An 11,783-nucleotide genomic window follows, 5' to 3' on the forward strand; every position below is an offset into this window, starting at 1 on the left:
GGGGGGGGGGGGGGGGCCGGGGGCCGCGCCCCCCGCGGCGCCGGGCGGGGGGGGGGGGGGGGGGGGGCGGGCGGGGGGGGGGGGGGGGGGGGGGGGGGGGGGGGGGTGGGGGGGGGGGTGGGGGGGGGGGGGGTGGGGGGGGGGGGGGGGGGGGGGGGGGGGGTGCTGGTGACGTGGGTGGGCTGAGGCATGTGCACGGCCCCCCCCACCCCACCCCTCCCCGAAACCCCTCGCCGGGGGGCTGGTTCACGGTCACCCGCGGGTGGGTGGGGGCTGGTCGCGCAGTTCCCCGCGCCCCTGAGGGGGCGGGCACGTAGTTGCGCTCCGGACCCCAGGCCCCCCACGACCAAGCTGCTCAACCGACCCCCGAGGCGGCGGCCGAAGGCCCCGCCGTTCAGGGGCGCGGGGAACTGCGCGACCAGCCCCCACCGGCTCGCACACCAAAACAAGCCCCACAGCGGCCGAAGGCCCCGCCCACCCCAGGGGCGCGAGGAACCGCGCGACCAGCCCCCACCGGCCCGCAGGCAAAAGGACCCCGGGGCGTAGCCCCGAGTGGGGTGCAGGGACGGAGCCCCACTGCGGGGGTCCAGGGGCGCAGGCCCGAGCGGGGTTCCGGGGGTGCAGGCCCGAGCGGAGTTGCGATCCCCGGGCAGTACGTCTCAACCCCCGCCCGTCCTCGGAGAGTCAAGGGAACGGGCGGGGTGGGGAAAACCTACTCCGCCAGCCCGGCCAGGTCCCGCAGGCGCCTCCCCTGAGCCCCCCGCTCAGCCACCCGCTGCTCCTCGTACGACCGCCCGGAAACCCCCCGCAACAACGCCTTCGTCTCGATCACCGCATCCCGCGGCGCCGCGACCAGCGCAGCAGTCAAGTCCCGTACGGCCGTGTCGAGTTCGGCCCCCGGCACCGCGAGGTTCGCCAGCCCGGTCCGCTCCGCCTCCTGCGCTCCGACGAATCGGCCGGTCACACAGATCTCCAGGGCGCGGGCGTAGCCCACCAGGTTCACCAGGGGGTGGGTACCCGTCAGGTCCGGCACCAGACCCAGGCTGGTCTCGCGCATGGCGAACTGCACGTCGTCCGCCACGACGCGCAGGTCACAGGCGAGCGCGAGCTGGAAGCCCGCTCCGATCGCATGCCCCTGGACCGCCGCGACCGACACGATGTCGTTGCGGCGCCACCAGGTGAACGCCTCCTGGTACTCGGCGATGACCCCGTCGAGCTCCTCGTCGGAGCCGCGCGCGAGGTCGAGGAAGGACGGCTCGCCGTCGAAGCCCTCGGGAGTGAAGGCCTGACGGTCGAGCCCGGCGGAGAAGGACTTGCCCTCTCCCCGCAGGACGACGACCCGGACGGTGCCGGGCAGCTCCTGACCGGCCGCCGCCAACGCCCGCCACAGAGCGGGAGACTGGGCGTTGCGCTTGTCCGGATTGGTCAGGGTCACCGTGGCGACAGCGTCGTCGACGGTGAGCCGGACGCCGTCCTTGTCGAGTACGGGGTCGGGCGAAGCCATGGGGCGCCTCCGGGTCGGGTGCGGTCGTGCGGTCAAAATAAGTGACTGCACAGTAACCACCCGGCCGACCGCGCGGCCGACCGGGTGGCAACCCGACCCGACGGACCCCGGAGCCGGGCCCCTGAAGGAGCCGGCCCCGGATCCGCCCGGGCCCCGGTCAGGCCGAGGCGGTCTTCTTGCCGCGTGTTGCTCCGCCGCGTCCGCGCAGTACCACCCCGGACTCGCTGAGCATCCGGTGGACGAATCCGTAGGAGCGGCCGGTCTCTTCGGCCAACGCCCGGATGCTCGCACCGGAGTCGTACTTCTTCTTCAGGTCTGCCGCGAGCTTGTCGCGCGCGGCGCCGGTCACCCGGCTGCCCTTCTTCAGAGTCTCGGCCACCCGTGCCTCCTCATGGGAAGTGCGCTCTGGACTTCTCATGATCACCCCTCCCGGGCTTCCTGGCCACCCATTCGGCAAGGTCGGTGCAAGCGGGTTTCGGCGCAGGACGGCTCCAGAGAGGGCCGGAATCAAGAATTCCGCACGGCCGCGGAACCACCCCGGATCACAGCGGGCCGAGAACTCGCTGGTCAGGGGTGTGCTCGGGGTCACACTCCGGAATGAGCCCGTCCCGTACTCGCCGGATCTTGATCCCGTGCATGACACGCCGGGGTACGAGACGCACTCACTCAGATTGAGGATCACGCGTAAGCCGAATGATCCATACGGAGTGGATCAGTCGCCCAGCGTCACGCGAGGGCGACGAGGTCCGCGTAGTCCGGACCCCACAGGTCCTCGACCCCGTCGGGCAGCAGAATGATGCGCTCGGGCTGTAGAGCCTCGACCGCGCCCTCGTCGTGCGTCACTAGAACGACCGCGCCCTTGTACGTGCGCAGCGCGCCCAGGATCTCCTCGCGGCTGGCCGGGTCCAGGTTGTTGGTCGGCTCGTCCAGGAGCAGGACGTTGGCGGAGGAGACCACCAGCGTGGCCAGGGCCAGCCGGGTCTTCTCGCCGCCGGAGAGCACACCCGCGGGCTTGTCCACGTCGTCGCCGGAGAACAGGAACGAGCCCAGCGTCTTGCGGACCTCGACCAGATCGAGGTCGGGGGCGGAGGAGCGCATGTTCTCCAGGACCGTGCGGTCCGGGTCGAGCGTCTCGTGCTCCTGGGCGTAGTAGCCGAGCTTGAGGCCGTGGCCCGGCGTGACCTGGCCGGTGTCCGCCTTCTCGGCGCCCGCGAGCAGCCGCAGCAGGGTCGTCTTGCCGGCGCCGTTGAGGCCGAGGATGACGACCCGGGAGCCCTTGTCGATGGCCAGGTCGACGTCGGTGAAGATCTCCAGCGAGCCGTACGACTTGGACAGGCCCTCGGCGGTCAGCGGGGTCTTGCCACAGGGCGCGGGGTCGGGGAAGCGCAGCTTGGCGACCTTGTCCGAGACCCGGACCGCGTCCAGGCCCGAGAGGAGCCGCTCGGCGCGCTTGGCCATGTTCTGCGCGGCCACCGTCTTGGTCGCCTTGGCGCGCATCTTGTCGGCCTGGGAATTGAGGGCGGCGGCCTTCTTCTCGGCGTTCTGGCGCTCGCGCTTACGGCGCTTCTCGTCCGCCTCGCGCTGCTGCTGGTAGAGCTTCCAGCCCATGTTGTAGACATCGATCTGGGAGCGGTTGGCGTCCAGGTAGAACACCTTGTTGACGACCGTCTCGACCAGGTCCACATCGTGGGAGATCACGATGAAGCCGCCCCGGTAGGACTTGAGGTAGTCGCGCAGCCAGACGATCGAGTCGGCGTCGAGGTGGTTGGTCGGCTCGTCGAGGAGCAAGGTGTCGGCGTCCGAGAACAGGATGCGGGCGAGCTCGACGCGGCGGCGCTGACCACCGGAGAGGGTGTGCAGCGGCTGGCCGAGCACCCGGTCGGGCAGGCCGAGCGCGGCGGCGATGGTGGCGGCCTCGGCCTCCGCGGCGTACCCGCCGCGGGTGAGGAACTCCGTCTCCAGGCGCTCGTACTTCTTCATCGCCTTCTCGCGCGTGGCGCCCTTGCCGTTCGCCATGCGCTCCTCGTTCTCGCGCATCTTGCGCAGCACCTCGTCGAGGCCGCGCGCGGAGAGCACACGGTCGCGCGCGAGGACGTCGAGGTCGCCGGTACGGGGGTCCTGCGGGAGATAGCCGACCTCACCGGAGCGGGTGATGGTGCCGGCGGCCGGGATGCCCTCACCGGCGAGGCACTTGGTGAGGGTGGTCTTGCCGGCTCCGTTGCGGCCGACGAGACCGATGCGGTCACCCTTGGCGACACGGAAGGAAGCGTTCTCGATGAGGATGCGGGCGCCGGCGCGCAGCTCGATGCCGGTGGCGGTGATCACGGAAATACTCCAGGGCGGGTATGGACGGCGGGGTGGACGGGGGTCGAAGGAGTGTCGACGCCGTCTAATGCACAAGGAGAATTGCCATGGGCCAATTCTAGCGGGGGCGTGCAACTGCTTTTACGTGCGGTGATCCCTTGGGCAAGGTCGTCCGCGGGGCCCGGCGGCGGCCCGCCGGGGGCGCCGTCACACGCCCCGTGCGACGCCCACGCGCGCGGGGAGCTCGTTGCCCAGCGGGGTGCGGCCGGGTGCGACGGGCCCGAGGGTGTCCACCGCCACCAGCTCCTGGGTCCACACGTCCCGGTCGGCGCAGGGCTGGGCGACGATCAGCACGCCCGCCACGCGCGCGACGCGGCCGGGGTCGAAGGCGCACTCCCTCCGCGCGGCCAGCGTCCAGCGCAGATCCCCGTCGGCGGCGCGGTACGCGGCGATGCGCCCGGGGGTGACGACGGCCAGCATCCCGTCACCCCGGGCGGCGGGGGCGAACTGCTGGAGGACGCCCGCGGCCCGGCCGGGGCGCCCGGCGAGCCAGCCCGCGAGGCCGGGGACGGCCCGGTGCCAGCGGACGGCGTCGACGGAGAGCACGCGCGCGGTGTCGGTGACCATGCCGTCGCTCCACAGGGCGAAGGCGTGCCCGGGCGCGCTGCGCACCGCGAGCGGGCGGCGCCCCTCGCGGCGGTAGGTCCAGCTGCGCGCCCCGCTCCTGAGGTCGTACGCCTCGACGGCCGCGCCCCGCACCCGTACCGCGGGGCGGCCCGGCGCGGCGGCGGGCAGCACGGTGAGGCGGTCGCCGTAGGGGGCCGGCCTGGCCTGCTGGGCGGCGGTGACGAGGGGAAGGGCCAGTACGGCGGCGACGGCGGCCAGCGCGAGACGGTTCCGGTCCATGAGGCGCCGAGCGTATCGGCCGTCGCGGCGAAACGGGCGCAACGCCATGACCTGTTCCATACTCTTGCGTGGTACCGCGTGACGGAGGGTGGTGGCCCGTGCAGTTCGACGACGACGCCGATCTGGACACGTCCGAGGTCCAGGACGTCCGGGGCAGCCGGGTCCCCGGCGGCAGAGCCACCATCGGCGGTGGCCTCGTCGGGATCATCGCGCTCGTCCTCGGCCTGCTCTTCGGGGTCGGCCCCGACCAGCTCGGGCTCTCCTCGGGCGACTCCGCCCCGTCGTCCTCGGTGTCGGCCCAGGGGCAGGTTCAGGAGAACTGCCGCAAGGGGCGCGACGCCAACACCAAGGAGGACTGCCGCGTCCTCGCGGTGGTCAACAGCGTGCAGGACTACTGGTCGCAGGAGCTGCCGCGCCGGGGCGGGCGCTACACGTCCGCGCAGACCGTCTTCTTCACCGGCCGCGTCCCCACCGCGTGCGGGACGGCGACGTCGGCGGTGGGGCCGTTCTACTGCCCGGGCGACCGGAAGGTCTATCTGGACCTGGGGTTCTTCGACGACCTGCGGACCAAGTTCGGCTCCACGGGCGGGCCGTTCGCCCAGGCGTACGTGGTGGCGCACGAGTACGGCCACCACGTCCAGAACCTGCGGGGCACCCTCGCCCGCTCCCAGGACGGGCGGCAGGGCGCGGACAGCGGCTCGGTCAAGGTGGAGCTCCAGGCCGACTGCTACGCCGGGGTGTGGGCGCACCACGCGACGACCACCCCGGACCCGAGGACCGGCAGGCCGCTGCTGACCCGGCTGAGCGACCAGGACATCGATGACGGCCTGGACGCGGCGGCGGCCGTGGGCGACGACCGGATCCAGGAGAAGTTCCAGGGCCGGGTCACCCCCGAGTCCTGGACGCACGGCTCGTCCCAGCAGCGTCAGCAGTGGTTCCGCACCGGCTTCCGCACGGGCGACACGGCCCGCTGCGACACCTTCGCGCGCTGAGCCGCCGGGGCACCGGGCCGCCCGTGGTCGTGGGGCGTTGTCAGCGCCGGGTGCGAGACTGAGATCCAGGTCACATCGGAGCGGTTCGACGACTGGGACGGGAGTACGTCATGAGTGTGTATCCGACGATTCTGTACACGGACGCGAAGGCCGCGATCCGGCTGCTGAAGGACGCCTTCGGGTTCACCGGGACGGCGGTGTTCGAGGACGCGGAGGGCCAGGTGCTCCACGCCGAACTGGCCAGCGGCACCGGCATGGTGATGCTCGGCTCCAAGGGCCGGGGCGGCGTCTTCGCCGACGCCATGCGCGACGCCGGCCCGGTGGGCGTCTATGTGGTGGTGGACGACGTGGACGCGCACCACAAGCGGGCGGTGGAGCACGGCGTGGAGATCCTCATGGAGCCCACCGACCAGGACTACGGCTCGCGCGACTACATGGCGCGCGACGCCGAGGGCAACGTGTGGAGCTTCGGTACGTATGCCCCCGGCGCGGCCGGCTGACCCCGGCTACACCCCGCCCGTATGGACCTGGAAGGCCGCGCGGCGCACGGCCTTGGCGAGGGCCGGGTCCGGGTGGGCGGCCGCCAGGGCGACCAGGACCTGCACGGTCCGGGGGTGGCCGACCGCCCTGACCTCGTCGAGCAGCGCGGGAACGGTGCCCTGCACGGCGGAGTCGAGGTGGCGCACCATCAGGTCGACCTCGCCGTGGTCGGCGACGGCCGCGGCGGTGTCGACCCACAGCCAGGTGGACTCCTCGCGGGTCAGGACGGCGGTGGCGTCCTCGGGGTCGGTGCCCTCGTGCTCGGCGAGCCACAGCAGGGCGTAGGGGCGCAGGAAGATCTCGTCGGTGGCGGCGCGCACCTCGGGCTCGGCGGGCGCGCCGACGACCCGGAGGGCCTCGAAGGCGAGCCCGCGCACCAGGGCGTCCTCGCCCCGGGCGGCGTCCAGCAGCTCGGTCACCGCGCTGCCGACTGGCCGGGCCGCGAGCCAGGCGCGGTACTCGGCGCGGGCGGGGCCGGGGGTGAGCCGGGCGCAGCCGCGCAGCATGTCCTCGGCGGACTGCTCGATGTTGCCGGCCGGGCTCTGCGCGGCGACGCAGATCTGCTCCAGCTTGACCCACACCGCCCAGTTGCCGAGCGGGGTGAGGGTGGCCGAGCCCCCGCCGAGGGTGAGCGCACCGACGGCGGCGAGCCCGGCGAGGGCCCAGTCGAGGAGGAGGGAGAGGAAGGCGAGGGAGGCGGGGTGGTCCCCGCCGGCGGCGTCCGCGTCGGCGGCGCCGGGCACTTCGCAGCGCTCGTCGCGCAGTTCGGCGACGCGCTGGCCGAGCAGGTCGAGCAGGGCGGGGACGACGACGGGTCCGGCCGAGAGCTGGAGGAGGGAGAGCACCTGGGGGACGGCTTCGACGACCTCGGCCACGGCGGCGGGCGCGATGGCGGCCGGGGCGGGGTGGACGATCGACCAGGCGTCGAAGAGGGCGACCCAGCCGCGCAGCACGGCGGCGTCGTCACGGTCCCAGGCGCGCAGCCGCCAGCCGGGGCGGGCGGTGCCGCCGTGCAGTTCGACGAGTCCGGCGAGCCGGGCGCGGTCCCAGCCGGCCCGCACCTGGGCGGGTGTCAGGCCCAGGGTGACGGCGGCCTGTTCGGCGGCGGCGCCGGAGAGGGTGCCCGTCGGGGCGGGGCGGGGCGCGCTGCCCCGGGCGCGTTCGGCGTCGGCCCAGCGGGCGACGCGTACGGCGTCGGCGAGCACCGCTCTGGCCTGGCGGGCCAGTTCGGCGGGGGCCGGGGTGCCCTCGGGCGGCCGGGACGCCCGCGAGCGGCGGTCGCTCACGGCGCGGCGGGCGCTGGCGAGCGGCCGGGCGTCCTTCGCGTGCGGTGTGCGGACAAGCCGCAGTCTGGAGTCTCGCGGCAACTTCTCTTCAGGCTTCCGGGACGTCACGGATGCAGTCTTCCCGTTGACGGCCGGAAAGCCCAAACGGAATGGCGGACGCCTGCCTTCGGCGCGGGCCCGGCACGGCGGCGTACGCGGCGGCGGGCCCCGGGAGCGCGCCTCGCGGTGACGTCCCGAAAACCGAAGCGGAACACGCGCCCTGATCGCCGGCGCGGCGCCGCGGGCCCCGTGCGTCACTGACGGGCCGTTCGGCACCGCCTGTCACATCAGCGGGGTCAGAAAGCGCCGCAGGGCCTCCTCGTAGCGGCCGGGGTCGGCGTTCCACATCGCGGCGTGCGGGGCGTCCGGCACTGTGTGAAGGGTCACCAGGTCGGGTCGGCGTTCCGCGAGTCGGCGGGTGAGGGGCCAGGAGGCCAGGGTGTCGCCGGGGCCGTGGAAGACCAGCGTCGGCACGCTCAGGGCGGCCGGGTCGGCCGCCCCGCGCAGCCGGCCGGCGTGCGGGCCGGTGCGGCCCTGCGCGGCCCGGACGGCGAGCGGCAGCAGCGCGCTCGGGGCGCCGTGGGCGACGGCGAGGGCGCGCACGGTGCCCTCCCAGTCGAGCACCGGCGAGTCCAGGACGACGCCGCGGACGCGCTCGCGCATCCCGGAGTTCGCGGCGGCGAGCAGCGCCATGGTGGCGCCGGTGGACCAGCCGTACAGGATGACGTGCCGGGCGCCGGAGCGTACGGCGTAGCGGATCGCGGCGTCGAGGTCGCGCCACTCCGAGTCGCCGAGGTGGCCGAGGCCGCCCGGGGGGCGGGGGGCGCCGGCGTCGCCCCGGTAGGCGAGGTCGAGCACCGGCAGCCGGTGGCGGTGCAGGAACCCCATGACGTTGAGCGGGTGCTCCCGGGTGGTGCCCAGACCGTGCACGGTGATCACCCAGGTGCTGCGGACGCCCGGCACCAGCCAGGCGGGCAGCACGCCGAGCTCCGCGGGGATCTCGACGTCCTCGTGGCGCAGACCCAGTGCCTCGGCCGGGGTGCCGTGGTGGACCTGCGGGGTGAGCCGGACGCGGTCACCCGGCTGCGGGCTGCCCCGGGTGACCCGCTCCAGGCGGCGCACCACGGTGTCCGCGGCGTGCGGCACGTCGACGACCTCGCCGATCACCGCGTGGACGCCGGGGCCCTCGATGCCGTAGAGACCGGGCCGCAGCGAGGCCAGGCAGCGGGTCAGGGTGATCCGTCCGGGCGCCGTGGCGTGCACGGTGAGCTCGGGGTCGGCGGGCAGCGGGCGGCCCGGCGGCGCCTTGAGGGCCGCGTCGCTCGCGTACCGTCCGGCGGCCACCGCTGCCGCGCCGACGCCGATGAGTGTGGTGACGGCCGCTGCCGTCGCTGTAGCCGGGCGCACGGTTCCAGTGTCGGCAGTAAGCGGCGCCACGGCCAGTGGGCGGGGCTCAGGGGGACACGTGTGGCGTACCGGACGTCAGCGCTGCCCGTACCCGCGGAACTGCTCGGCGGCCCGGCCGAGGTCGGCGGCGGAGAGCAGGGAAGGGGTGCGGCCGGGCACGGAGGAGGCGGTGAGCCAGAGCCGGCACATCCATTCCAGCTGAGCGGTGCGGTCGTATGCCTGGGAAAGGGTGGCTCCGTAGGTGACCGTGCCATGGTTCTGAAGGAGACAGCCGGTGCGGCCGTCGAGGGCGCTGAGCATGTTCCCGGCCAGCTCCTCGGTCCCGTACAGCGCGTAGGGCGCGACACGGACCGGGCCGCCGAGGGCCGCGGTCATGTAGTGGACCGGTGGGAGCTCGGTGACCAGGGTGGAGACGGCCGTGGCGTGGACGGCGTGGGTGTGGACGACGGCCCGGGCGCCGGTGTTCCGGTAGACGGCGAGGTGCATGGGGAGTTCGCTGGTGGGCCGCAGGGCGCCGGCGACCTGGCGGCCGGTGAGGTCGACGGCGACGGTGTCATCGGGGCCGAGGCGCTCGTACGGCACCCCGCTGGGGGTGACGAGCACCAGGTCCCCGACGCGCACGGAGACGTTGCCCGAGGTTCCGACCACCAGTCCCGCCTCGGCGGTGCGGCGTGCGGTCGCGGTCAGCTCGGCCCAGGCCTCGGCGGTCGCGGCGGAGTCGTTCGGCTCTCCCATGGCAGTGATCCTCGCAGGGTCCGGGCCGGGGGCGGAGGGGTGAGCGGAATCTCGCTCATGGGCTCTATGGCCGATATGTGCGCTTCATCCGTAACCGCCCGCCCCAAATCCCGGCCAAGAAGAGGATGGATACACCGTGCGGTCCGGCCCAGTTCACCTTCCGTTCATCCAGGTTGCTTACGTTCGTCGCGCCACTGACGTCGAACGATTGCCTGGGTAAATGGAACACATCACGCTGCTGCTCGCCATTGTGGTCGTGACAGCTCTAGTGTTCGATTTCACGAACGGTTTCCATGACACCGCCAACGCGATGGCCACGACCATCTCGACCGGCGCCCTGAAGCCCAAAGCCGCGGTCGCCATGTCGGCCGCGCTCAACCTGGTCGGCGCGTTCCTGTCGGTGGAGGTCGCCAAGACGATCTCCGGCGGCATCATCAACGAGAAGGGCCTCCGAACAGAGGTCATCTTCGCGGCGCTCGTCGGCGCCATCCTGTGGAACCTGGTGACCTGGCTGCTCGGGCTGCCGTCCAGCTCCTCCCACGCCCTGTTCGGCGGTCTGATCGGCGCGGCCGTGATGTCGGCCGGCTGGTCCTCCGTGAACGGCTCGACCGTCGTCACCAAGGTGCTGCTCCCCGCCGTCGCCGCCCCGATCGTCGCGGGCGTCGCCTCCATGCTGGCCACCCGGCTGACGTACCGGATCAACCGGAACGCCGACCCGGCGGCCGAGAAGGCCACCGCCAAGGGCTACCGGGCCGGACAGATCGCCTCCGCCGGTCTCGTCTCGCTCGCCCACGGCACCAACGACGCGCAGAAGACCATGGGCATCATCACCCTCGCCCTGGTCACCGGCGGCGTGCTGCACCCGGGCGCCAACCCCCCGCTGTGGGTCATCGTCTCGGCCGGCATGGCCATCGCCATGGGCACCTACCTCGGCGGCTGGCGCATCATCCGCACCATGGGCAAGGGCCTGACCGAGCTGGCTCCGCCGCAGGGCTTCGCCGCCCAGTCCGGTGCCGCGACCGTCATCCTGGCCTCCTCGCACATCGGCTTCTCGCTCTCCACCACCCAGGTCTGCTCCGGCTCCGTCATGGGCGCCGGCCTCGGCCGCAAGGGCGGAGTGGTCCGCTGGTCCACCGCGACCCGGATGTTCATCGCCTGGGGCCTGACCCTGCCCGCCGCGGGCCTGGTCGGCGCCGGCGCCGAGTTCTTCGCCGGACAGGGCACCTGGGGCATCGTCCTCGTGGCGGTCCTGCTGGTCGGGGGCTCCGGCTTCATCTGGAAGCTGTCGCGCCGCCAGCCGGTCGACCACAACGACGTCACCAACGCCCCGGCCGCCATCCCGGCCGAGCCCGCCGGTGTCGTCACCACCGCGATCGCCGCGGTCACCCCGCCGCCCACCGCCGCCGCCGTGACCGTCGACCTGACGGCCACCATCCCGGCGCCGTCCCCCGCCGACCCGGCCCGCCCGGCCGTCGTCTGACCCGGCCGCGCTCCCCGAAGGAATCGTCATGCACATCGACTGGGCAGCTCTCGGCACCGTCTTCGGTGTCAGCCTCATCGTCACCGTCGGCCTGGTGGGCCTGTTCACCGTCGGGATCGTCGGTCTCGCCAAGCAGCAGTCGGCGGCGGCCGGCAAGGGCAACATCGCCGTCGCCCGCACCACCGCCTACCTCTGCTTCGCGCTCTGCGCGGCAGCCGTCGCGTACGGCATCAACCTGATCGTCGCCAAGTAGGCCGACGAGCCGCGCCGCACCCTCCACAACCGCCCTCCGGCCCTGCCGGGGGGCGGTTTCCTGTGTGCCTGCGCACACTCTCCCGTCGCAGGTCAGCAGCGAGTTGACGGGCGTTCCCGGGCATGGTGGACTGCCCGAGCCATTTACGGCGGCAGAAGAGGAAGCCGGTGCGAATCCGGCGCGGTCCCGCCACTGTCATCGGGGAATGCATCCCCGTGAGCCAGGAACTCTCACCGCCGGTCGACGTCGTACCAGGGCGCGGACACCCTGAGTGAGGACATACCGCCATGCGCGCCTGCCTGTTGCCGGCACCCCCCGGACGTACCGGAGCTCCCCG

11 protein-coding genes and 1 riboswitch are annotated in these 11,783 nt (G+C 73.4%); of the genes, 4 read left to right on the forward strand and 7 right to left on the reverse strand.

Annotated features, from left to right (window positions below):
* Window positions 1-712: 712 nt before the first annotated feature.
* The 4 genes from ACZ4MU_RS10365 to ACZ4MU_RS10380 form a co-directional block, all read right to left on the reverse strand.
* Window positions 713-1,504: an enoyl-CoA hydratase/isomerase family protein gene (locus tag ACZ4MU_RS10365; RefSeq protein WP_467873633.1), complete on the reverse strand. Its 792-nt coding sequence runs from the start codon at window positions 1,502-1,504 to the stop codon at window positions 713-715.
* Between the two features lie 157 nt (window positions 1,505-1,661).
* A complete protein-coding gene (locus ACZ4MU_RS10370) occupies window positions 1,662-1,883 on the reverse strand; it encodes a helix-turn-helix domain-containing protein (RefSeq protein WP_067157635.1) in 222 nt (73 codons plus the stop codon).
* A 347-nt stretch (window positions 1,884-2,230) separates the two neighbouring features.
* Complete coding sequence (locus ACZ4MU_RS10375) at window positions 2,231-3,829, reverse strand: ABC-F family ATP-binding cassette domain-containing protein (protein ID WP_358831987.1); 1,599 nt, start codon at window positions 3,827-3,829, stop codon at window positions 2,231-2,233.
* A gap of 186 nt (window positions 3,830-4,015) precedes the next feature.
* Window positions 4,016-4,714, reverse strand: coding sequence for an outer membrane protein assembly factor BamB family protein (locus ACZ4MU_RS10380; protein ID WP_467873636.1), 699 nt, complete (start codon window positions 4,712-4,714; stop codon window positions 4,016-4,018).
* Window positions 4,715-4,812: 98 nt separating this feature from the next.
* On the opposite strand from ACZ4MU_RS10380, the gene ypfJ reads away from it, so the two are divergent.
* Window positions 4,813-5,706 (forward strand): KPN_02809 family neutral zinc metallopeptidase, encoded by an 894-nt coding sequence (gene ypfJ / locus ACZ4MU_RS10385; RefSeq protein ID WP_467873638.1) that lies wholly within the window; start codon window positions 4,813-4,815, stop codon window positions 5,704-5,706.
* 110 nt (window positions 5,707-5,816) lie between these two features.
* Window positions 5,817-6,206: a VOC family protein gene (locus tag ACZ4MU_RS10390; protein WP_467873640.1), complete on the forward strand. Its 390-nt coding sequence runs from the start codon at window positions 5,817-5,819 to the stop codon at window positions 6,204-6,206.
* 6 nt (window positions 6,207-6,212) lie between these two features.
* Here ACZ4MU_RS10390 and ACZ4MU_RS10395 read toward each other — a convergent pair whose 3' ends face one another.
* The 3 genes from ACZ4MU_RS10395 to ACZ4MU_RS10405 form a co-directional block, all read right to left on the reverse strand.
* Window positions 6,213-7,532: a hypothetical protein gene (locus ACZ4MU_RS10395; protein WP_467874610.1), complete on the reverse strand. Its 1,320-nt coding sequence runs from the start codon at window positions 7,530-7,532 to the stop codon at window positions 6,213-6,215.
* A 321-nt stretch (window positions 7,533-7,853) separates the two neighbouring features.
* Complete coding sequence (locus tag ACZ4MU_RS10400; protein WP_467873643.1) at window positions 7,854-8,978, reverse strand: alpha/beta hydrolase; 1,125 nt, start codon at window positions 8,976-8,978, stop codon at window positions 7,854-7,856.
* Between the two features lie 75 nt (window positions 8,979-9,053).
* A complete protein-coding gene (locus tag ACZ4MU_RS10405; RefSeq protein ID WP_467873645.1) occupies window positions 9,054-9,713 on the reverse strand; it encodes a class II aldolase/adducin family protein in 660 nt (219 codons plus the stop codon).
* A gap of 220 nt (window positions 9,714-9,933) precedes the next feature.
* Between ACZ4MU_RS10405 and ACZ4MU_RS10410 the strand changes: the two genes are divergently transcribed.
* Window positions 9,934-11,193: an inorganic phosphate transporter gene (locus ACZ4MU_RS10410; RefSeq protein ID WP_467873648.1), complete on the forward strand. Its 1,260-nt coding sequence runs from the start codon at window positions 9,934-9,936 to the stop codon at window positions 11,191-11,193.
* Window positions 11,194-11,221: 28 nt separating this feature from the next.
* A complete protein-coding gene (locus tag ACZ4MU_RS10415; RefSeq protein ID WP_467873650.1) occupies window positions 11,222-11,446 on the forward strand; it encodes a hypothetical protein in 225 nt (74 codons plus the stop codon).
* A gap of 106 nt (window positions 11,447-11,552) precedes the next feature.
* Window positions 11,553-11,750: riboswitch (cobalamin riboswitch) on the forward strand.
* Window positions 11,751-11,783: the final 33 nt, after the last annotated feature.

Source organism: Streptomyces sp. NPDC026377, assembly GCF_055567715.1.